At 69.1% G+C, this 21,299-nt stretch carries 24 protein-coding genes; 11 read left to right on the forward strand and 13 right to left on the reverse strand.

Translation table 11 applies throughout. The annotated features are described in order from the left end of the window. Nucleotides 1-9 precede the first annotated feature (9 nt). Genes purL through LOK44_RS07365 form a run of 3 tightly spaced genes read left to right on the forward strand, consistent with a single transcriptional unit; the run spans nt 10 to nt 4,645 of the window. Complete coding sequence (gene purL, locus LOK44_RS07355; protein ID WP_237569338.1) at nt 10-2,316, forward strand: phosphoribosylformylglycinamidine synthase subunit PurL; 2,307 nt, start codon at nt 10-12, stop codon at nt 2,314-2,316. Further along, on the forward strand, nt 2,313-4,037 hold the full coding sequence (locus tag LOK44_RS07360) for an alpha/beta hydrolase (protein ID WP_237569339.1): 1,725 nt from the start codon (nt 2,313-2,315) through the stop codon (nt 4,035-4,037). The genes purL and LOK44_RS07360 overlap by 4 nt, the downstream gene beginning before the upstream one ends. Continuing rightward, complete coding sequence (locus tag LOK44_RS07365; protein WP_237569340.1) at nt 4,037-4,645, forward strand: Rv0804 family intramembrane glutamic endopeptidase; 609 nt, start codon at nt 4,037-4,039, stop codon at nt 4,643-4,645. The genes LOK44_RS07360 and LOK44_RS07365 overlap by 1 nt, the downstream gene beginning before the upstream one ends. On the opposite strand, the gene LOK44_RS07370 is transcribed toward LOK44_RS07365, so the two are convergent. Next, nucleotides 4,642-5,067, reverse strand: coding sequence for a PPOX class F420-dependent oxidoreductase (locus tag LOK44_RS07370; RefSeq protein WP_237569341.1), 426 nt, complete (start codon nt 5,065-5,067; stop codon nt 4,642-4,644). The genes LOK44_RS07365 and LOK44_RS07370 overlap by 4 nt on opposite strands. Nucleotides 5,068-5,125: 58 nt before the next feature. On the opposite strand from LOK44_RS07370, the gene LOK44_RS07375 reads away from it, so the two are divergent. Both LOK44_RS07375 and purF read left to right on the forward strand, forming a co-directional pair. Beyond that, entirely contained in the window at nt 5,126-5,515 is a 390-nt protein-coding gene (locus LOK44_RS07375; RefSeq protein WP_237569342.1) for a sterol carrier family protein, read from the forward strand. Nucleotides 5,516-5,683: 168 nt separating this feature from the next. Then, the gene (gene purF / locus LOK44_RS07380) at nt 5,684-7,225 is read left to right on the forward strand and encodes an amidophosphoribosyltransferase (RefSeq protein WP_237569343.1); all 1,542 of its coding nucleotides are present in this window, start codon (nt 5,684-5,686) and stop codon (nt 7,223-7,225) included. Nucleotides 7,226-7,243: 18 nt separating this feature from the next. On the opposite strand, the gene LOK44_RS07385 is transcribed toward purF, so the two are convergent. Together LOK44_RS07385 and LOK44_RS07390 are read right to left on the reverse strand one after the other, a co-directional pair. Further along, nucleotides 7,244-8,227 (reverse strand): NAD(P)H-binding protein, encoded by a 984-nt coding sequence (locus LOK44_RS07385; protein ID WP_237569344.1) that lies wholly within the window; start codon nt 8,225-8,227, stop codon nt 7,244-7,246. Nucleotides 8,228-8,300: 73 nt separating this feature from the next. Then, nucleotides 8,301-8,735, reverse strand: a complete 435-nt coding sequence (locus LOK44_RS07390; protein ID WP_237569345.1) for a cupin domain-containing protein — start codon at nt 8,733-8,735, stop codon at nt 8,301-8,303. 63 nt (nt 8,736-8,798) lie between these two features. On the opposite strand from LOK44_RS07390, the gene purM reads away from it, so the two are divergent. Beyond that, nucleotides 8,799-9,881: a phosphoribosylformylglycinamidine cyclo-ligase gene (gene purM, locus LOK44_RS07395; RefSeq protein WP_237569346.1), complete on the forward strand. Its 1,083-nt coding sequence runs from the start codon at nt 8,799-8,801 to the stop codon at nt 9,879-9,881. 39 nt (nt 9,882-9,920) lie between these two features. On the opposite strand, the gene LOK44_RS07400 is transcribed toward purM, so the two are convergent. Then, nucleotides 9,921-10,100 carry a DUF3073 domain-containing protein gene (locus LOK44_RS07400; protein ID WP_163922234.1) on the reverse strand — a complete coding sequence of 60 codons (180 nt, stop codon included), beginning with the start codon at nt 10,098-10,100 and terminating at the stop codon, nt 9,921-9,923. Between the two features lie 147 nt (nt 10,101-10,247). Then, a complete protein-coding gene (gene ygfZ / locus LOK44_RS07405; RefSeq protein ID WP_237569347.1) occupies nt 10,248-11,327 on the reverse strand; it encodes a CAF17-like 4Fe-4S cluster assembly/insertion protein YgfZ in 1,080 nt (359 codons plus the stop codon). Between the two features lie 40 nt (nt 11,328-11,367). Here ygfZ and LOK44_RS07410 point away from each other — a divergent pair, with 40 nt between their 5' ends. Beyond that, the gene (locus LOK44_RS07410; RefSeq protein WP_237569348.1) at nt 11,368-12,225 is read left to right on the forward strand and encodes an aminodeoxychorismate lyase; all 858 of its coding nucleotides are present in this window, start codon (nt 11,368-11,370) and stop codon (nt 12,223-12,225) included. Nucleotides 12,226-12,509: 284 nt separating this feature from the next. Then, nucleotides 12,510-13,703, forward strand: a complete 1,194-nt coding sequence (locus LOK44_RS07415; RefSeq protein WP_237569349.1) for an alpha/beta hydrolase family protein — start codon at nt 12,510-12,512, stop codon at nt 13,701-13,703. On the opposite strand, the gene LOK44_RS07420 is transcribed toward LOK44_RS07415, so the two are convergent. The 8 genes from LOK44_RS07420 to lmeA all read right to left on the reverse strand — a co-directional run bounded on the left by LOK44_RS07420 (nt 13,704) and on the right by lmeA (nt 17,899). Then, a complete protein-coding gene (locus tag LOK44_RS07420) occupies nt 13,704-13,988 on the reverse strand; it encodes a hypothetical protein (protein WP_237569350.1) in 285 nt (94 codons plus the stop codon). After that, entirely contained in the window at nt 13,985-14,665 is a 681-nt protein-coding gene (locus LOK44_RS07425) for a heme-binding beta-barrel domain-containing protein (protein WP_237569351.1), read from the reverse strand. The genes LOK44_RS07420 and LOK44_RS07425 overlap by 4 nt, the downstream gene beginning before the upstream one ends. A gap of 152 nt (nt 14,666-14,817) precedes the next feature. Further along, a complete protein-coding gene (locus tag LOK44_RS07430) occupies nt 14,818-15,120 on the reverse strand; it encodes a DUF1416 domain-containing protein (protein ID WP_070355064.1) in 303 nt (100 codons plus the stop codon). A gap of 1 nt (nt 15,121) precedes the next feature. After that, nucleotides 15,122-15,955, reverse strand: a complete 834-nt coding sequence (locus tag LOK44_RS07435) for a sulfurtransferase (RefSeq protein ID WP_237569352.1) — start codon at nt 15,953-15,955, stop codon at nt 15,122-15,124. A gap of 26 nt (nt 15,956-15,981) precedes the next feature. Then, nucleotides 15,982-16,443 (reverse strand): DUF4395 domain-containing protein, encoded by a 462-nt coding sequence (locus LOK44_RS07440; protein WP_237569353.1) that lies wholly within the window; start codon nt 16,441-16,443, stop codon nt 15,982-15,984. Nucleotides 16,444-16,531: 88 nt separating this feature from the next. Further along, nucleotides 16,532-16,633: an Ms5788A family Cys-rich leader peptide gene (locus LOK44_RS30085; protein ID WP_372481198.1), complete on the reverse strand. Its 102-nt coding sequence runs from the start codon at nt 16,631-16,633 to the stop codon at nt 16,532-16,534. A 31-nt stretch (nt 16,634-16,664) separates the two neighbouring features. Continuing rightward, nucleotides 16,665-17,087, reverse strand: a complete 423-nt coding sequence (locus LOK44_RS07445; RefSeq protein ID WP_237569354.1) for a thioredoxin family protein — start codon at nt 17,085-17,087, stop codon at nt 16,665-16,667. Beyond that, nucleotides 17,084-17,899, reverse strand: a complete 816-nt coding sequence (lmeA, locus tag LOK44_RS07450; RefSeq protein WP_237569355.1) for a mannan chain length control protein LmeA — start codon at nt 17,897-17,899, stop codon at nt 17,084-17,086. The genes LOK44_RS07445 and lmeA overlap by 4 nt, the downstream gene beginning before the upstream one ends. A gap of 179 nt (nt 17,900-18,078) precedes the next feature. Here lmeA and LOK44_RS07455 point away from each other — a divergent pair, with 179 nt between their 5' ends. The 3 genes from LOK44_RS07455 (at nt 18,079) to pstS (ending at nt 21,295) form a co-directional block, all read left to right on the forward strand. After that, nucleotides 18,079-18,855 (forward strand): winged helix-turn-helix transcriptional regulator, encoded by a 777-nt coding sequence (locus LOK44_RS07455; protein WP_283817783.1) that lies wholly within the window; start codon nt 18,079-18,081, stop codon nt 18,853-18,855. Then, complete coding sequence (gene mshD, locus LOK44_RS07460; RefSeq protein WP_372481210.1) at nt 18,855-19,781, forward strand: mycothiol synthase; 927 nt, start codon at nt 18,855-18,857, stop codon at nt 19,779-19,781. Before LOK44_RS07455 ends, mshD begins: the two co-directional genes overlap by 1 nt. 380 nt (nt 19,782-20,161) lie before the next feature. Continuing rightward, complete coding sequence (gene pstS, locus LOK44_RS07465; protein ID WP_237569357.1) at nt 20,162-21,295, forward strand: phosphate ABC transporter substrate-binding protein PstS; 1,134 nt, start codon at nt 20,162-20,164, stop codon at nt 21,293-21,295. The last annotated feature ends 4 nt before the right edge of the window (nt 21,296-21,299 follow it).

Here is a 21,299-nt window from a genome sequence, read left to right on the forward strand (position 1 = left end):
ACTGTCTTCGTGACGTCCGGGTTCAGCAACACCGCCCCTGCAGTCGACACCGTCTCGAACGCTGCCGATTCCCCAGAACAACCGCAGCCCTTCCGCGAACTCGGTCTCAAGGACGACGAATACGACCGGATCCGCGAGATCCTCGGCCGTCGCCCCACCGACGCGGAACTCGCGATGTACTCGGTGATGTGGAGCGAGCACTGCTCCTACAAGTCGTCGAAGGTGCATCTGCGCTATTTCGGTGAGACCACCACCGAGGCGATGCGCACCTCGATGCTCGCGGGCATCGGCGAGAACGCCGGCGTCGTCGACATCGGTGACGGCTGGGCCGTGACGTTCAAGGTCGAGTCGCACAACCATCCGTCCTACGTCGAGCCCTACCAGGGCGCGGCCACCGGCGTGGGCGGCATCGTCCGCGACATCATGGCGATGGGCGCACGCCCGGTCGCGGTGATGGACCAGCTCCGCTTCGGCGCCGCCGACGCCCCCGACACCCGGCGCGTCCTCGACGGCGTGGTGCGCGGCGTCGGCGGTTACGGAAACTCGTTGGGACTGCCCAACATCGGCGGCGAGACCGTGTTCGATCCCAGTTATGCCGGCAATCCTCTGGTGAACGCACTGTGCGTCGGCGCGCTGCGCAAGGAGGATCTGCACCTGGCCTTCGCCTCGGGCACCGGCAACAAGATCATCCTGTTCGGTGCGCGCACCGGTCTCGACGGCATCGGCGGCGTGTCGGTGCTGGCGTCGGAGACCTTCGGCGGCGACGAGGGCGAGGGCCCCGGCCGCAAGAAGCTGCCTGCCGTGCAGGTCGGCGATCCGTTCATGGAGAAGGTACTCATCGAGTGCTGCCTCGAGCTGTACGCAGCCGGTCTCGTGATCGGCATCCAGGATCTCGGTGGAGCCGGATTGTCCTGCGCCACATCCGAGCTGGCATCCGCCGGTGACGGTGGCATGTCGATCGAGCTGGAGAAGGTGCCGCTGCGCGCCAAGTTCATGACCCCCGCCGAGGTGCTCTCCAGCGAGTCGCAGGAGCGCATGTGCGCTGTCGTCGCACCGGAGAACGTCGAGGAGTTCATGGCGGTGTGCCGCAAGTGGGAGGTGCTCGCCACGGTCATCGGCGAGGTCACCGACGGCGACCGGCTGCAGATCACCTGGCACGGCGAGACCGTCGTCGACGTTCCGCCCCGCACCGTGGCCCACGAGGGTCCGGTGTACGAACGCCCGGTCCAGCGACCCGACACCCAGGACCGGCTCAACGCCGACACCTCGGCGCACCTACCCCGCCCGGCCACCGGTGAGGAGCTGCGCGCCACGCTGCTCGAGATGATCGGCAGCCCGCACCTGTGCAGCCGCGCGTTCATCACCGAGCAGTACGACCGCTACGTGCGCGGCAACACCGTGCTGGCCGAGCACGCCGACGGCGGCGTGCTGCGCATCGACGAGGAGACCGGACGCGGCATCGCCGTGGCCACTGACGCGTCGGGCCGCTACACCGTGCTCGACCCGTACACCGGCGCGCAGCTGGCCCTGGCCGAGGCCTACCGCAACGTCGCGGTCACCGGCGCGCAGCCCGTCGCCGTGACGAACTGCCTGAACTTCGGCTCGCCCGAGGACCCCGGCGTCATGTGGCAGTTCTCCCAAGCCGTGCGCGGCCTCGCGGACGGCTGCGCGGCCCTCGGCATTCCGGTCACCGGCGGCAACGTCAGCTTCTACAACCAGACCGGCACGACGCCGATCCACCCGACCCCGGTGGTCGGAGTGCTCGGCGTCCTCGACGACGTGAAGCGTCGCATCCCCACCGGCCTCGGCAGCGAGCCCGGTGAGACGCTGATGTTGCTCGGCGACACCCGCGACGAGTTCGACGGCTCGATCTGGGCGCAGGTCACAGCCGATCACCTCGGTGGGCTACCGCCCAAGGTCGACCTCGAGCGCGAGAAGCTGCTGGCCGAGGTGCTCGCATCGGCGTCGCGCGACGGACTCGTCTCGGCCGCACACGATCTCAGCGAGGGCGGCCTGATCCAGACCGTCGTCGAGGCTGCCATGGCGGGCGAAACCGGTTGCCGCATCATCCTTCCCGAGGATGCCGACCCGTTCGTCACGCTCTTCTCCGAGTCCAGCGGCCGCGTGCTCGTCGCCGTGCCACGCACCGAGGAGAGCCGGTTCCGGGCGATGTGCGAGGCACGCGGACTGCCCGCCACCCGGATCGGCGTCGTCGACGACGGCAGCGACGACGTCGAGGTGCAGGGCCAGTTCACCATCGGTCTCGACGAACTGCGACGCACGTCGGAGGGTGTGCTGCCCGGACTGTTCGGGTGAGACCCGCGGCCCACACCCGACACCCCCTTCTGGTCTGGGCCTGGGGACTGATCCGACTCGACTTCGTCGGGGTCGGGTTCGGCGCACTGTTCTTCTGCCTGTCGCTCACGCCGTCGCTGCTGCCGCGGGACTGGTTGTTCCAGGGTCTGATCGGCGGCACCAACGCCGCGATCGGCTACGCCATCGGCGTGCTGGTTGGAAAGGCCGTGCGCCGCTTCGTCCTCCGTGGCCGCCGGTGGTGGCCACCGCCGCAGCGGATCCTCAACGCGATGAAGGTCGCCACGGTGGCGGCGGCGATCGGCGCGTCGCTGCTGATGCTGATTCCCGCCGCGGCGTGGCAGCGGCAGGTGTCGGCGCTGATGGGCATCGAGGGTCCCGAGACTCCTGCCTACCTCCGCACGCTGATGGTCTCGGTGCTCGTCGGCGGGGCCTGCGTCGGCGCCTCCCGCGTGCTGCTCGACGCGGTCAAGGTGCTGGCGCGACTGATCATCCGGCGCTGGCACCTGCACAGCGAGGTGGCGCTGTTCATCGGCGCGGGCGTCATGGTGGTGCTGCTGGTGATGCTCGTCAACGGCGTGCTCTACCGCGGTTTCCTGGCAGGGGCCAGCGTCGTGTTCCAGCCGCAGAACTCGACCACCCGCGACGGGGTGGCTCAGCCCACCGCGCCCGAGAGATCGGGCAGCCCGACGTCCTTCGCTCCGTGGGACACGCTCGGCTTCCAGGGGCGCAACTTCGTCGCCACCGGCCCGGACGTCGACGCGCTGGTCCGGGTCAACGGCCGCCCCGCCAAGGAGCCCATCCGGGTGTACGCCGGGCTGCAGACCGCCGACACCGATGCCGCACGCATGGACGTCGTCATCCGGGAACTGGACCGCACCGGCGCGTTCGACCGCCAACTGCTCGTCATCATCCCGACCACGGGCACGGGGTGGGTCAATCCGGTGGCTGCCCGCGCCATCGAGACGATGTACAACGGCGACACCGCGCTCGTCGGCGTGCAGTACTCCTACCTCCCGAGCTGGATCTCGTTCCTCGGCGACCGGGAGAAGTCCATCGAGTCGGGCCGCATGCTGATCGACGCCGTGCACGACCGCTGGGAGCAGCTGCCACCCGACCGGCGTCCCAAGCTCGCGCTCTACGGGGAGAGCCTGGGCTCGATGGCCGGCCAGGGCGCGTTTGGCTGGCTGCCCGACATCGCGGCCATGGACTTCTCCGCGGTGCTGTGGGTCGGCCCGCCGCACGAGAGTTCGCTGTGGAGCGGCCTGGTCGCGCGCCGCGACCCGGGCACCCGCGAAGTCGAGCCGCGCTACGACGACGGGCGCACCGTGCGGTTCACCCAGGCCGCCGACGCCGACGACATCGCGCGGATCGCCGAACCCCGCTGGGACGGTACGCGGGTGCTGTTCCTGCAGCACGCGTCGGACCCCATCATCTGGTGGTCGCCGAATCTCGTGTTCTCCCGCCCGGATTGGCTCGTCGAGGCACCGGGCGCGGATCGAACCGCCTCGATGCGCTGGTATCCGATCGTCACCTTCTGGCAGGTGAGCGCTGACATGACCAACGCCTCCGGAGTGCCCGGCGGGCACGGGCACAACTACGGCGACTCGGTGCTCGACGGCTGGGCTGCCGTCATCGCCCCCGACGGCTGGACCGCCGAGGACACCGAACGGGTCCGCGTGTCCCTCGAGGAGTCGCGGGCCGTCGACGGACCCGAGTACTGATGCGCAAGGCGGTGGCGCTCGCCGTCGCACTGGTCGCGTGGAGTGGCGTCGTCGGACCGCGACTGCCCCCACGCGCCAGGCTGCTGGTGCACGGCGCCCTCGCCGGTTTCCTGGTCCGACGCACCGGCGCACCGCTCGGGCTGACGCCGCCCGGCCTGTGGCGCGGCGTGGGCCTCGGGCTGCCAGTCGCCACCGCGGTGTCGGCGGCTGTCGGAACGTCGACCCTCGCGCCACCGGTGCGGCGCGGCATGGCGGCCCGGGAACTGCCCGACTCGGTGACCGAGTGGCTGCTGGCCCACATCCCGCTGGGCACGGTGTGGAGCGAGGAGGCGGCTTACCGCGCTGCGCTCGGCACCATGGCGGCCGACGCCATGGGAGTCCGGGCTGGCCGGGTGCTGCAGGCGACGGCGTTCGGCCTCTCGCACGTGCCCGACGCGCGCGCCTCCGGGGAGCCCGTGCTGGGCACCGTGCTGGTGACCGGTGTTGCGGGCTGGTGCTTCGGTTGGCTCTACGACCGGACCGGCAGCCTCGCCGCCCCGATGCTCGCGCACCTCGCCGTCAACGAGGCCGGCGCGGTGGCCGCCGTGTGGGTCCGGCGGCCGCGCTAGACGTCGCGGGCGTCGGCAGTCAGCAGGTGCGGTTCGGTGTCGACGTCGTCGATGCCGAAGCCGATGATGCGCCTCGGCGTTATCCGGATGATCGCGGTGTCCAGCGTGTCACCGTTGGGTTCGGTTGCGGCAGAGGGCAACTCGACCTGCTTGGCGATCCCTCGGATCTCCAGGCAGCGGACCCGCCACGGATCGCGCGAGACGATGTCGTCGACGACGAACGCGACGTGGGGATTGACGGCGATGTTGCGGTACTTGCGACTCTTCGACATCTGATACCCGACGATGTCGATCGTGCCCAGTTCCGGGTTGTAGCCGAACCCCACCGGGCTGTTCTGCGGCGTCCCGTCGGGCTTGATGGTCGCCAGACGGCCGAGGTCGGCCGACGTCATGTACTCGATCTCGTGCGGGCGAAAGGTCATGCAACCGAACGTAGAACCTCAAGCGGAGTTGACGTCAAGGCCTTGCGACACTGGAGTCATGCCCGCTCGCCGTCCCGCGGACCCGACGAAGACCCGCGCCGCCGTCACCGCGCTCGCCACGTGGTTGCGCGACCCCGGCGCACCGGCACCCGACCGCCCGGTCCTCGCCGAAGCAGTCCGGCTCACCGCACGCACGCTCGAGGACACCGCACCCGGTCACAGCGTGGAGGTTCGGGTGCCGCCCTTCGTCGCCGTGCAGTGCATCGAGGGGCCGCGGCACACCCGCGGCAACCCGCCCAACGTGGTCGAGACCGATCCGCGCACCTGGCTGCTGCTCGCCGCAGGCATCCAGACGATGGCCGACGCGGTCGCCGCCGGGACCGTGCTGGCGTCCGGATCCCGGGCCGGTGAGATCGCCGACTGGCTGCCGCTGGTGACGCTGGACTGACTGCGGCGAATTTCACACCTTCCGCTGACGCCGCCAGGAATGGCGACACGCGGTCGCGGCGTTGAACACGCCGACGAAAGAGGCGACATGCGCGCCCGATTCCGCCTCAGGCGCCGGTTGTCCGTAGACTGACGTCGTCACCCACAGCCCCCAGGGAGCAGCCTCATCGTGACCGACGAGCAGCCCGAGCAGGTCGAAGACGAACCCCGCGAGGAGTGTGGCGTCTTCGGCGTCTGGGCTCCCGGCGAAGACGTGGCGAAGCTCACGTACTACGGCCTCTATGCCTTGCAGCACAGGGGGCAAGAGGCCGCGGGCATCGCCGTCGCCGACGGATCCCAGGTCCTGGTCTTCAAGGACCTCGGTCTGGTGAGCCAGGTGTTCGACGAGCAGACGCTCGCCGCGATGGAGGGCCACGTCGCCATCGGGCACTGCCGCTACTCCACCACCGGATCCACCACGTGGGAGAACGCCCAGCCGGTGTTCCGCAACACCGCCGCGGGCACCGGGGTGGCGCTCGGACACAACGGAAACCTCGTCAACACCACCGAACTCGCGGCCCGTGCGCGCGAGGCCGGGCTGGTGAATACCCGCGGTGCAGCCTCCGCCACCACCGACTCGGACATCCTTGGCGCGCTGCTCGCCCACGGTGCCGCCGACTCGTCGCTGGAGCAGGCTGCCCTCGAACTGCTGCCCACCGTGCGCGGAGCGTTCTGCCTGACCTTCATGGACGAGAACACCCTCTACGCCGCCCGCGACCCGCACGGTGTCCGCCCGCTGTCACTCGGCCGCCTCGACCGCGGCTGGGTCGTCGCGTCGGAGACCGCCGCGCTCGACATCGTCGGCGCATCGTTCGTCAGGGACATCGAGCCCGGTGAACTGCTCGCGATCGACGCCGACGGCGTGCGCTCTACCCGATTCGCGAACCCGACGCCCAAGGGTTGCGTCTTCGAATACGTGTATCTGGCCCGCCCGGACAGCGTCATCGGCGGACGGTCCGTGCATGCCACTCGCGTCGACATCGGGCGCCGGCTCGCCGCCGAGAACCCGGTGGAGGCCGACCTGGTGATCGGTGTTCCGGAATCCGGCATCCCCGCCGCCGTCGGGTACGCCCAGGGCTCCGGCATCCCCTACGGCCAGGGCCTGATGAAGAACGCCTACGTCGGCCGTACGTTCATCCAGCCCTCGCAGACCATCCGTCAGCTGGGCATCCGGCTGAAGCTCAACCCGCTCAAGGAAGTCATCCGCGGCAAACGGCTCATCGTCGTCGACGACTCCATCGTGCGCGGTAACACCCAGCGGGCACTGATCCGGATGCTGCGCGAAGCAGGAGCCCTCGAGGTGCACGTACGGATCGCCTCGCCACCGGTGAAGTGGCCTTGCTTCTACGGCATCGACTTCGCGACGCCCGCCGAACTCATCGCCAACGCGGCCAGCAACTCGGCCGACGAGGAAGAGATGCTCGACGGCGTACGTCGGGCCATCGGCGCCGACACCCTGGGCTACATCAGCAAGCAGGGCATGATCGCCGCGACCGAGCAGCCCGCGTCGAGGCTGTGCTCGGCGTGCTTCGACGGCAACTACCCGATCGAACTTCCCGGCGAGACCGCGCTCGGCAAGAACGTCATCGAGCACATGCTGGCCACCGCAGCCAAGTCGGGCATCCCGCTGCAGGCGACGAACGACAACGCCTCCGCGCTGCGCCGCCCCTGAGCGGGACCTCGAAAGGCGTTACGCCGTAGGCGAACTGAAGCGCATGATGCTCTTGCGTCCCCTGCTGCCCGCGGTGCCGTCCTGATCCAGTGCCTCCTTGACGGACTGGACGTACGGCGTGAGACCACCGGGCGGCGGCGGGATGACGGCGTCGATGTCGTGCTCGTGCATGATCGCGTCGCACTCCAGGGAGTGCACCAGCGGACGGGCCAGGCCCGAGGGAATCGGCGTCACCAGGCCCACCCACCAGCTCGCGATGGTCGGCGTCAGGAACGGCACGCCGACGATCAGGCGCCTGCGCAGCCCGGCAGCGTCGGCGTAGACCTGCATGGCATCGCCGTACTCGAGCACGTCCGGACAACCGACGTCCCACGTGCGTGACTCCGGGACGTCCGCGACGGCCGCCTCGGCGAGGTAGTACAGCACGTCGCCGATCGCGATCGGCTGGATCTTGTTGTGCACCCACTTCGGTGCCGTCATCACCGGGAGCCGGTCGGTCAGGTGCCTAATCATCTCGAACGAGGCCGAACCCGACCCGACGACGATGCCCGCCTGCAGCACCACTGTCTCGATGCCCGAGGCAATCAGCTTGTCGCCCACCGCCGTTCGCGAGCGCAGGTGCTTCGACAGGTCGGCGGTGTTCGGCGGATGCAGGCCCGACAGGTAGACGATCCGCTGCACGCCGGCACGCTTGGCCGCGATGACGACGTTGTCGGCCGACATCGCTTCCTCGCGCTCGAAGTCCTTGGACGTGCCCATCGAGTGCACCAGGTAGTAGACGACGTCGACGTCGGTGAACGCCTCGGTCAGCGAGTCGGCGTCACTCAGGTCGCCCTTGGCGACCTCGACCCGATCCCGCCACGGGATGTCGTCCAGCTTGCCGGGCGTGCGGGCCAGGGCGCGAACCGTGTGTCCACGATCCAGCAGCACGGGCACCAGGTTGCCGCCGACGTAACCGGTCGCACCGGTCACCAGGCAGCGGCGGGTGTTCGAATCCGACACCGGTCCTCCATCCGTCGTATACCGCTTTCGAGGTATTCGGAGCGGATCCCCGTCGGGATGACCGTTAACGGGTCTACTCAAACGGACAACCGGGGTTCGGTGCGTCCGTTGCCAGCGGCGCGCCGGCCGGGCCGATGTATAGAACCCACAGCACCACGGGGTCGGAACCGAGGTTGCGACCGATGTGGACCTCGCCGGGACCGGACCCCTCGGTGATCGGCGCGCCTGCCTGATAGATGCCGTCGCTGGAGCAATCGGCCTTGTCGTGGGTGAGTGTGCCTGCCCGCACTAGCCCGAACACCTGGACCTCGTGCCAGTGCCACCCGGTGCTGCCGCCCGGGGCGATGGTGAGTTCGCGCGTCACGTACTGCTGCCCGTCGACGACCGACTGGGCGAGCGTCCGGGCCTCGATCCCGCGGTTCGGCGACGCCTGCGCCGCCCCGGCCGACCCCAAAGATGCGAGCAGCATCGCTGCTCCTGCCCCTGCCGACCAGCGAAGTCCGTTCACGAGGCACAGCGTGACACAGCCGGTGGCCCGGTGGAGGTGGTCTTGGCGGTAACCTTGGGCGCGATGACGAGCAAGGGTCGGCCGGCCAACAACGACGGCGCCTCCTATGCCGCGGCGGGCGTGGACATCGAAGCGGGGGACCGCGCGGTCGAACTGTTCAAGCCGTTGGCCAAGCGTGCGACGCGGCCGGAGGTGCGCGGCGGTCTCGGCGGCTTCGCAGGCCTCTTCGCCCTGCGCAACGACTACCGCGAGCCGCTGCTCGCGTCGTCCACCGACGGCGTGGGCACCAAGCTGGCGATCGCCCAGGCCATGGACAAGCACGACACCATCGGGCTCGACCTCGTCGCGATGGTCGTCGACGACCTCGTCGTGTGCGGCGCTGAGCCGCTGTTCCTGCAGGACTACATCGCCGTAGGCCGCACCGTGCCCGAACGCGTCGCAGAAATCGTCTCAGGCATCGCCAATGGCTGCGTGATCTCCGGCTGCGCACTGCTCGGCGGCGAGACCGCCGAACATCCCGGGCTGATGTCGCCCGACCACTACGACGTGTCGGCCACCGGCGTCGGAGTCGTCGAAGCCGACGACGTCCTGGGGCCCGAGCGGGTCAAGCCGGGCGACGTGCTGATCGCCATGGCCTCGACCGGGCTGCACTCCAACGGCTACTCACTGGCACGCAAGGTGCTGCTGGAGATCGACCGGATGGATCTCGGCGGCCACGTCGAGGAGTTCGGCCGCACGCTCGGCGAGGAGCTGCTCGAGCCCACCCGGATCTACGCGAAGGACTGCCTGGCGCTGGCCGCCGAGACGCAGGTCCGCACGTTCTGCCACGTCACCGGCGGCGGATTGGCAGGCAACCTCGAACGCGTGGTGCCCAACGGCCTGGTGGCCCAGATCGACCGCGGGACGTGGACCCCTGCCCCGGTCTTCGGCATGATCGGCCAACGCGGACGCATCGAGCGCGCGGAGATGGACAAGACCTTCAACATGGGCGTCGGAATGGTTGCCGTCGTGGCGCCGGAGGACACCGACCGCGCACTGGCCATCCTGACCGCCCGGCACATCAAGTGTTGGACGCTCGGCACGGTCATGAAGGGTGCAAAGGGAGAATCGCGTGCCCAACTCGTCGGGCAGCATCCACGATTCTAAGAGAACGGGCCCGGTGAGAACCAGGGCCCGCGACGGGCGCTAGCGGCGCCAGTCGTCCTCGTCGGTCCAATCATCCACTGCGGCGGGTACGTCACTGCCGTTGTGGTCGGGAGCGTGCGACAGCTCGCGCTGTAGCTGGGTGAGATCGGTCTGCGGAGAGCTGTACTTCAGCTCACGAGCGACCTTTGTCTGCTTTGCCTTTGCTCGGCCACGGCCCATGAGGGACCCCCTCGCGCAATAACGGAGCGGCCTGATCATCAGGCGGCTCCGATCTGAGTGTGTTTATCGTCCTGACAGCACCTTACCGTGCCCGCTGGTTCTGTGCTGGCAGGCCCGGCCCCACGAACGCCGTAGGGCCATCCGGTTTCAACGCGTTCGACCGCGCAGGCGTTCCACGGCGAGTCGACCCGCACCGACGTGGTCGTTGGACGGCACCGAATCGGGGTCCATCACCGCGGCGACCGAGACCTCGCCGCCGGTCGTCAGCTCGGTGTCGACCGGCAGGCCTCGCTTGACCAGCGCGAGTGCGACGGGTCCCTCGTCCACGTGGTCCACCACGGTCCCTAGCCGTCCGACCGCCCGGCCGCCCGCCAGCACCGGGTCACCAGGCGCTGGGCGGTCCGACGAGCCGTCCAGCTGCAGCAGCACCAGCATGCGCGGAGGTTTGCCCAGGTTGTGCACCCGTGCCACGGTCTCCTGGCCGCGGTAGCAGCCCTTGTCGAGGTGCACGGCGCCCTCGCCCGGCCCGCCGATCCACCCGATCTCGTGCGGGATGGTGCGCTCGTCGGTGTCGACGCCCAGCCGGGGCTGCAGGGCCGTCACGCGGTGCGCCTCGTAGGTCCACATGCCCGCAGGTCGGGCGCCTGCGACGACCATCCGGTCACGCCATTGAGCGGCCTGCTCGCGGGGCACCACCAGGTCGACCTCGACCGCGGCCAGACGGCGTACGAAGCCGCCCTCGGCCAGCGGTACCGCCGACCACGGGGCAGGCAGCTCGGCGAGCCCGAGGGCTCGGACCACCTCCGGCCCGTCGACCTTGGGCCCGAGCAGTGAGAGCACGGCCAGATCCGCAGGCTCCACCACCACGTCGGCCCAGAAGATCATCTTGCGCAGGAACGTCAGTAGCGGCTCGCCGCGGTCCCGCTCGGTGTCGATGAACGTGACGCCGTCGAGGTCGACCTGCAGCCAGTGATCTTCCACACGTCCCTGGCCGTCGAGGCTCGAATTCTCCGTCACCACCCCCTCGCTCAGCCCGCTGACGTGCTGGCTGGAGATGGTGTGCAACCACGTCAGCCGGTCCTTGCCGGACAGCTGGAGCACCGCGCGATGCGAACGGTCGATCACGACGAGCCCGTGCGTCGCGGAGCGTTGCTCGCCGAGCGGGTCGCCGTAATGCCACACGGCGCCTGCGTCGGGACCGGAATCTGGTGCGCGAACTGCGGACATGACTCAACTCTACGAGCATCGATCGCTACCGTCGTGGCCCATGACGCCCCGCACTCCCGCCGTGGTCGTCGTCGACCTCGCCGCCGGGGTGCTCGACCCGCACACGCCGGTGCTGCGCGCCGACGACCCGATGCTCGCGCGCGGCGACGGCGTCTTCGAGACCCTGCTGGTTCGCGACGGCCGCGCGTGCCTGCTGGACGCTCACCTGGCCCGGCTCGCCGCCTCCGCCGCGGCTATCGGCCTGCCCCCGCTCGACGACGAGGGCTGGCGGCCCGCGATCGCGACGGCCCTCGCGCAATGGTCGGGTGGCGAGGCGGTGCTGCGGCTGCTCCACGGGCGCGGCGCGGGAGGGACACCGACGGCGATGGTCACGGTGTCGGCGGTGCCGGAACGCGTCGTGGCGGCCAGGCGCGACGGCGTGGCCGCCGTGACGCTGGATCGCGGGTCGCCCGGCGTGGGTCCTGCCGCCCCGTGGTCGTTGGCCGGCGTGAAGTCGATGTCGTATGCCGTGTTCGCCGCAGCACAGCGCGAGGCCGAGCGGCTCGGGGCGTCCGACGTCGTGCTGGTGGGATCCGACGGTTACGTGCTCGAAGGAGCCCGCTCGAGCGTCGTCGTCGCGCCGGAACCCGGTGTGCTGCGCACCCCGGCCTCGTCCTCGCCGATCCTGCCCGGCACCACCGTCGACGCCCTGTTCGGCGCGGCCGCGCGCCGCGGATGGCGGTGCGAACGAGCCGCGATCCGGGCCACTGATCTTGGTGTCGCGCAAGGCCTCTGGTTGCTGTCGAGTGTGACCTTGGCGGCCCGCGTGCACACCCTCGACGGCGTGGCGCTGCCGCGTGCGCCGATGGCCGCGGAAGTCGCTGAACTGGTCGATCTCGGTGTCGGTGCGCAGCCCTGATCGCTATGCGCGAAATCCGGTTGTCGACCCCAAGATCCGGGAGTACGGTCGCTCGTACACAAGAGAGGAGGTGGTCCAAGATTTCGAGTGACATATGGACATGTGAGGTGGCTGCCCGCTAGCAGCACCGGGAGTGATCGTCGCTCACGCGCATCGACATACCTGCGCGCGCTAGCGAATTCCCGGCGGTCACCCGGCCCCCGAGCCCTTCGGTAGTCCACCGAAGACGTACGGCTCGGGGGCCGCTCCATGTCTCGGGCACCCGCACGGCCTAACGTGGCGGCATGCGTCGACTGTCCCTCGTGCCGATCGCCATCGTCGTGCTGGCCCTGCTCTCGCCCTCGACGCCATTGGCGTACGCGGCGACCCCCGACTGGTCCGGGCTGGCCGCCGCCGACTACGCGGGCACGGTCGGCGCGCCCGGCACCCTCATCGAATCGGTACCGCTGGATCCCGCCGTGTCGCTGCCCGGCGCGGGCGCCGCCTACCGAATCCTGTACGCCACGACGAACACTCACCAGCGGCCGGCAGTGAGCACTGCCGCGGTGTTCCTGCCCGCCGGAGTGCCGCCGCAAGGTGGCTGGCCGACCGTCGCCTGGGCGCACGGCACCACCGGCCTCGGCGACGACTGCACGCCCTCGGCGCTGCCGCGCAGCGACCGCGACGACGGCTACCTCGACCACTGGCTCGGGCAGGGGTACGCGGTGGTCGCCTCCGACTACACGGGCCTCGGCACGCCGGGACTGATGAGCTACCTGGACACCGCCACCACGGCACACGGCATCGTCGACTCCGTCATCGCTTTCCACCAACTTGGCCACCGGACGGGCATCGCACTGTCGCCGCGCTGGGCGGTCGTCGGTCAATCCCAGGGCGGTGCAGCCGCCGTCGGCACCGCGCATTACGCCACCGAGTTCAGCGCTGGCAGCGGGCTCGACTTCCGCGGTGCCATCGCCACCGGCACGCCCGCCTTCATCGACGAGATCGTCGGCAAGGCGGGCCCGGACATGGTGCTGCCGCCCGAACTCGGCTCGGTCGCCAGCGCGTACTCGGCCTACATCCTCACCGCGTTCCGGGAGGCGCGGCCCGACCTCGACGTCGACGCCGTGCTGTCCGCCAAGGGCAGGGACGCCATCGCGATGGCCGAGGTCGCGTGCGCCGCCGAACTGGCGACCGCACTCACCGACACCCGGCCGAACGAGTTCTTCGTGGCGCCGCTGGCTTCGGTGCCCGGTGCCGGGCCGGCGCTCACCGACTACCTGGGCATCCCGACGAGCGGCTACGACCGGCCAGTCTTCCTCGGCGTGGGGCTGCGTGACAGCGACGTGCCGCCGTCGTCCTCACTGCGACTCGACGAGGCGATGCGCGCGAACGGCCAACCCGTCGAATTGCACGTCTATCCCGATCAGGACCACAGCGGGACGGTGCTCGCATCGGTGCCCGACTCGACGCCATTCCTGCAGCGCATCATGTCCTGATCAGGACGCGGGGCCGGGCGCCTTGTCCGCGCACGCCTGCTGCGCCTGCGCCCACGTCTGCGGGTCGACCCCGGGCGGCGCTGCGGGACCCGCCGGGGGAGTCGTGACGCCGTTCTCGGCGAGGCATTCGGCGTAGGCGCCGTGACCGGACGCGGCAGGTGCGCTCGACGGCGCTGGGTTTGACGGCACGGCGTCCGACGGTTCCGCTGGCTGATCCGTGGAGCCGCACGCGGTGAGAAAGCCGACGACGAGCAGCGCCGCACCCGCCCGGGCCGAGCCGGTCAACCGACGAACCGCGTCAGACGCGCCGAGAGGTGCGGAACGAGGCCGCCGTCGGCGTCGACGCGTTCCTCGACGTAGGCGAGGTCGCCGCCGTCGACGATGCCGTAGAGCCGCTTGGCGCCACCCACCAGCACGCCGGACTTGCTGCGCGCCAGCGCATCGGTCACCAGTTCCCAGGACGCCTGGTTCAGCGGGGTGCCGTAGAAGAGTTCGACGAAGCCGGTGGAGTGTGCGAGCAGCAGTTCGATCGCTGTCGTCTCCGACGGGTCGGCCGGGTCGTTGACGAAGCGCCAGTAGCCCGTTTCGCGCAGACCGGGCACCGCGGCGTCGTCACCTCCGCCGTCCTCGGTGTCGGACAGTCGCCACGATCGGGCTTCCCACATGAGGTAGTCGCCACCGTCGTGGGACACCACGATCTGCTGACCGAAGCGGTAGTCGCCGTCGGCGTCACGCCCTTCGCCGGTGCCACGCCACACGCCCACCAGCGGCAGTAGGGCCAGGAGGGCGTCGTTCAGCGACACACCCTCACGCAGGTTGGCGGTGTCGGCGGGTACGGGCAGATCGTCGAAGCCCGGAACGTTGCGTAGCGCCGTCTCCCTGGCACGCTCCGCAGCCGCGGCAACGGCGCGATCGGCGGACCCGGGCGTCACCGCGCCCGGCGTCGTGTCGTCGGAAGTCACGCCTCGTCGGTGATCAGGCGGTACACCGCGTAGATCGCGAACCACGCGATGATCACGCTCACCACGACGAGAAGGATCTCGAAGAACAGAATCACGGATTCAGTCTAGTTCTCGCGGCGGTGCCCCGGCGCGCCGGGACACCGCCATCGTCATCAGGCGACCTTGACGTCGACTTCGTGGATCCCAGCGCCGGACGGGGCAACGGTCGCGTCGCCGTTGCCGACCTTCGACAGCGCGCGCAGCGTCCAGGTGCCGGGCGCGGCGAAGAACCGGAAGTCGCCCGTCGCCGAAGCCACGACCTCGGCGGTGAACTCGTCACTGCTGTCGAGCAGGCGCACGAACGCACCGCCGACGGTCTGTCCCGAGCCGTCGACGACGCGGCCGGTGATCACCGTCTCCTTCTCGAGATCGACGCCTGCGGGCAACGTCAGTCCTTGTTTCGGTGCAGAGCACATATCAGCTTCCCAACTCGATCGGGGCTCCCACGAGGGAGCCGTATTCCGTCCAACTGCCGTCGTAGTTCTTGACGTTCTGGTGTCCCAACAGCTCCTGCAGCACGAACCAGGTGTGCGACGAGCGCTCACCGATGCGGCAGTAGGCGATGGTCAGCTTGTCGCCGTCGAGGCCGGCGTCGGCGTAGAGCTTCGCCAGGTCCTCGTCGGACTTGAAGGTGCCGTCCTCGTTGGCCGCCTTGCTCCACGGCACGCTGATGGCGGTGGGGATGTGGCCGGCGCGCTGACTCTGCTCCTGGGGGAGGTGGGCCGGGGCGAGGATCTTGCCGGAGAACTCGTCGGGGGAGCGCACGTCGACGAGGTTCTTCTCACCGATCGCGGCGATGACCTCGTCGCGGAACGCGCGGATGTCGTTGTTGGGCGCCTTGGCCGAGTACGACGTGGCGGTGCGGTTGGGCACCTCGGTGACCAGCGGGCGACCGTCGAGTTCCCACTTCTTGCGGCCGCCGTCGAGCAGCTTCACGTTCTCGTGGCCGTACAGCTTGAAGTACCAGTAGGCGTACGCCGCGAACCAGTTGTTGTTGCCGCCGTACAGGATCACGGTGTCGTCGTTGGCGATTCCCTTGTCCGACAGCAACTTCGAGAACTGCTGCTGATCGACGAAATCACGCTTCACCGGATCCTGCAGTTCGGTCTTCCAGTCGATCCGGACGGCTCCGGCGATGTGGCCGCCCTCGTAGGCGGTGGTGTCCTCGTCGACCTCGACGAAGACGGTGTTGGGGGCGTCGAGATTGTTCTCGGCCCACTCGGTGGTGACCAGGACTTCGGAACGTGCCATGAAGAAGGGTCCTTTCGGATGTGCGGTTATGACGACGGTGCGGGTGCCCGGCGCAGGAGTGCGACGAGCGGATACAGCTGGCAGCCGAGGCAGATGCCGAAGGCGGCGTTGAGGAACGCGGCGACGAGTGCGAACGCCGTCGCGGCGAGGCCCACCGGACCCCACCCGATGGCGAATGCGACGGCGCCGACCACGGCGAAGAACAAGCCCACCGACTGGGCGAACTTGAGCGGTGGCACCGGCTCGGTCTCGGTGACGGGCCGCAGGCGGGGTGCAATGACGCTGGCGAACACGCGGCCGTAGGGGTTGCGGCGAGGACCGCCGATCGCCCCGATGGCGAACACGACTGCCTGTGCGGCGAGGACGACCGCTGCAGCGGCATAGCTCGCCACGGACGCGAACAGTGCCGCGACGAGCACGACCGTCGTCACCCAGGCGGTGAAGCGGGGACCACGAACGTCGACCTGACCTATGTTCTGGTTCGGCACGTTGATGCTCCTTGAAATGCTGTGGTCACAGGGCTGGGGGCACACCACATGGGTCTGCTCCGAGTGCGGCTCCAAACGGCGCGGCTACTCAGCAGCTACGACAACAACAGCAACAACCCGCAACGCGGCACAGGTCCACTGCGCGGCGCTTGGTGAGCAACTGCTCGAGGCGGGCTGACACGTCCGACATACTACCCAATCGCCTACCGATGACGAAGTCGTCAGGCCAACAGTGGTTCGAGCGCAGACCGCAGGTCAGCGGCCTTGGGCACGCCGGTCATGCGGAAACGCGGGCGACCGTCGGCGCCAAACACGATCGTCGTCGGCAACGACATCACCGAAAGGCGCCGCGCTGCCTCCGGATTGGCATCCATGTCGATCTCGACGTGCGCGACCGCGGGCAGCTCGGCGCACACCTGCTCCACCACCCGGCGAACGGCGACGCAGGGTCCGCACCAGGTGGCCGTGAAGTGCAGCACCGTCGGTCCGGTGGTGGACAGCCCCAAGCCCGAGGTGTCGACGTCGGCGGCCTTCTCGGCGTCGCGCAACATGCCCGCCCGCAGCGTCACCAGCCGCCCGACGACCAGCGCGACGCCGATCGCGGCGATCAGCACCGCGATCACGACGATCATCGAAGAACTCATGTCTGATCAAACCCGTCCAAGGTCACGGTCACTCCCTCGGCAATGCCCTCCACGATGATGTCCGAACCCCTGGCCCCGCCGCTGGTCGGTGCGATGCCGAAGGGCAGCTTCAACCCGGGTATCGATGCACTGAACGCCGCGAGCACGGCCGCCAGTTCGTCGTCGGGCACCTCTTCATCCGCGGTGCCCGGTCCGGTGAGCACTCCCGTGGGGGTCAGCAGCACCGTGGTCTGATCCTCGCCCACCATCGTCAGGTCGACCGAGATGCTCACCTTCTCGTCGAAGCCACTGGCCGTCGGCGTACCGGTGAACACCAGCCCGCGGCTGTCGGAGATCCCCGACTCCGTCGTCCCGCCGGTGGAGTCGTTGGTCTCGCGCGTCGGCGCCTCGACGAGCAGGTCCTTGATGCCCATGTACCGGCCGAGGTGGGTCGAGTCGACGATGATCCGGCTCTCGATCTTGCCGATCGGCAGCGTCGCCTCGGGTCCGATCAGCCAGGAGGACTTGGCGATGTCGACGTCGTGCAGGGTCGTCTCCAACGACGCCTTGCCCACGACCGGATGATCCACGCCGCCCGCGCGGACCTCGACCTCCCCGTACTCGTGGTCGAGGGCCTGGGTGACGAAGGGAAAGCCCAGGACGCCGACCCAGGGGTCGAAGCCGAGGTCGTTGGCCGTGCGGAGGCTGCGTGCCCACCGGTACTCGGCGTAGATGGCGGTGCCGAAGTCCACGCCCACGGCCGCCACCACGAGCGACGTCAGAGCCGCGACGAGCCCGATCAGCAGCCTGCGCACTCCGACATTCTGGCCCATTGGGTACAGCTCACATCTCTCAGCGCGGCTAATTCGCAGGTGGCACGCTATCGTTGGACGATCGCTGGCCGGTAACGGCCACGTGTCAGCCATGAATCTGGGCTGTGACCGGGCTTCGTCGGTGTCGTTGGCGCCGTCGACGGGCTCGCGACGGTGCCGGAGGCATGATGGAGGACCCGTTGGACTTATTACTACTGACCGTCGACCCGCAACCCGAGTCGGTCCTGCCGTCACTGGCGTTGTTGGCGCACACCGTGCGTTCGGCGCCCACCGAGGTCTCCTCGCTGCTCGAGGCTGGGAACGCCGACGTGGCGATCGTCGACGCGCGCACCGACCTGGCGGCTGCCCGCGGGTTGTGCAGACTGCTGGGAACCACGGGTACCTCGGTGCCCGTCGTCGCCGTGGTCAACGAGGGTGGACTGGTCGCCGTCAACACCGAATGGGGCCTCGACGAGATCCTGCTGCCCAGCACCGGCCCCGCGGAGATCGACGCCCGGCTGCGCCTGCTCGTCGGTAGGCGGGGCGGCGGAGCCGACCAGGAGAGCGTCGGCAAGGTCAGCCTCGGTGAACTCGTCATCGACGAGGGGACCTACACGGCCCGGCTGCGGGGCCGTCCCCTCGACCTGACCTACAAGGAATTCGAGCTGCTCAAGTACCTCGCGCAGCATGCCGGCCGGGTCTTCACCCGCGCGCAGCTGCTACAGGAGGTGTGGGGTTATGACTTCTTCGGCGGCACCCGCACGGTCGACGTCCACGTGCGACGGCTGCGAGCCAAGCTCGGCCCCGAGTACGAGGCGCTGATCGGCACCGTGCGCAACGTCGGATACAAGGCGGTGCGACCGGCGCGCGGCCGTGCGCCCGCCGCAGGCACCGACGTCGCCGACGACCTCGACGAGGAATACGACACCCCGGACGCGGTGCCCGACGCGTTCGGCGACCCGCTCCGCGCGCAGTGATCGCCTGGCGTCGCACGCTGTCGGACGCCGAACAGCGCATCATCCGCACCATGATCGACGCTGCGATGGCGGCCGACGGCGTTGCGCCTGTCGGTGACGGCGTACTGCGCGAACTCTCGCACGACCGCACCAGGCACCTGCTGGCACTCGACGACTCCGACCTGGATTCGGACGACGTCGTCGGTTACCTGAACCTGACGCCGGGCTCCGAGGACGCACCCGCGATGGCCGAAGCGGTCGTGCACCCGGCTGCCCGGCGCCGCGGCATCGGCTCGGAACTGATCCGTGCCGGGCTCGCCGAAGGCGGCGACGGGGCACGCATCTGGGCGCACGGAAACCTCGAACCCGCCAGGGCAGTGGCGACGGCGTTGGGACTGACGAACGTCCGCGAACTGTGGCAGATGCGCCGCCCGCTCGCCGACCTGCCCGAGGTGACGGTGGCCCCCGGCATCCAGGTGCGCACCTACGCCGGCCCCGACGACGACGCCGAACTGCTTCGAGTCAACAACGCCGCGTTCTCGTGGCATCCCGAGCAGGGTGGCTGGACCGAGGCCGACATCGAGGAGCGCCGCGGCGAGGAGTGGTTCGACGCCGAGGGTCTGTTCCTCGCGTTCGACGTTCCCGGCGGGCAGGAGCGCAGCGACTCGGGGAGTGAAACCGGCGAGCAGCTGCTGGGGTTCCACTGGACGAAGGTCCATGGACCGGATCTCGGGGAGGTGTACGTCGTCGGCGTCGATCCGGCCGCGCAGGGCCGCGGTCTCGGAGCGACGTTGACGCTCGTCGGCCTACACCATCTGCGAGAGCGGCTGGGCCCCGCGGCGACCGTCATGCTCTACGTCGAGGCAGATAACTCCGCCGCCGTGAAGACGTACGAACGGCTCGCATTCTCCGTGTCGAGCGCGGACGTGGCGTACAGCCTTGGCTAGTTAACCCAATGCGTTGCGCGACACCGACTTCCGAGTGTATGGGCTCGGGATTCGATGAGAACCCATGCCGTCGCGTCGCTGCGAGCGCACCGGGGTCGGCGAGAGCCGCGTGCATCGCCACACGACAGCAGGCTGGGTTTCGGTCAGGCGTCATCGACTCGATACCTGTTGAGCAATGCTGGCTGTCGACTACCTGGGAAGAAGTGACACGATCCCCGGTCGCGGTTCATTTTCCGTTCACCATCCGTAGGTATTCGATTCATCGCGCCCCCCTAGGTTGACAGCCGAGCAGGAACGCACTGCTCGGCGCGACGTGTGAATCGGCGATGGGCAGTCCGCCCGACGTCCTGCGTCTACCCGTCATCTTTAGAAGGAGTTCCGTGAAGGCGAAACGATCTGGTGCTGCGCTGAGCCTGCTGGCCGCTGGCGCCCTGTTGCTGTCGGGTTGCGGCAGCGACAACAACACCTCCTCGGAGGCGGGATCCGGCGGTTCGGGTTCGGAGGCCGCAGGCGATTGCGGCGGTAAGGAAGCGCTGAAGGCCAGCGGTTCCTCGGCGCAGGCGAACGCAATGACGCGCTTCATCAACGCCTACGAAAAGGATTGCCCAGGGTTCACGCTGAACTACACCTCGAGCGGCTCCGGCGCCGGCGTGTCAGAGTTCCTCGGCGGGCAGACTGACTTCGGTGGTTCAGACTCTCCCTTGAGCGCAGAGAAGGGCGAGGTCGACAAGGCCAAGGAACGCTGCGGGGGTAGCGACGCATGGAATCTCCCGGCGGTATTCGGCCCGATCGCGGTCACCTACAACGTGGCAGGCGTCGACGGACTCGTGCTCGACGGACCGACGCTTGGCAAGATCTTCAACGGCTCGGTCAACACCTGGAATGCGCCCGAGATCGCCGCACTGAACGAGGGCGCTACGCTCCCGGGCGAGCCGATCAACGTCATCTTCCGCAGCGACGAGTCGGGTACGACGGACAACTTCCAGAAGTACCTCGATGCGGCGTCGGACGGCTCGTGGGGCAAGGGCGCGGGCAAGTCCTTCGCCGGCGGTGTCGGTGAGGGCGCCAAGGGCAACGAAGGCACCTCGGCTGCGATCAAGAGCACTCCTGGTTCCATCACGTACAACGAGTGGTCGTTCGCCAAGTCGCAGGGTCTGTCCATCGCCAAGATCATCACGTCGGCGGGGCCGGAGCCGGTCGAGTTGAGCACTGAGACGGCCGGCAAGGCCATCGACGGCGTGAAGTTCAAGGGCGAGGGCAACGACCTCGTCCTCGACACCGCGTCGTTCTACATGCCCACCGAGGCCGGGTCCTACCCGATCATGCTCGCCGCCTACGAGATCGTGTGCTCGAAGTACCCGGATGCCGAGGTTGCCACCGCGGTCAAGGCATTCATGCACTCAGCCCTCGGCAACGGCCAGAGCGGTCTCGAGGACAACGGTTACATCCCGGTGCCCGAGGCCTTCAAGGAGCGGCTGACTACAGCCGTCGACGCCATCAACTCGACGGCCTAGCAGC

Origin of the sequence: Mycolicibacterium lacusdiani (genome assembly GCF_021916785.1) — a bacterium.
Taxonomy (GTDB): Bacteria; Actinomycetota; Actinomycetes; order Mycobacteriales; family Mycobacteriaceae; genus Mycobacterium; species Mycobacterium lacusdiani.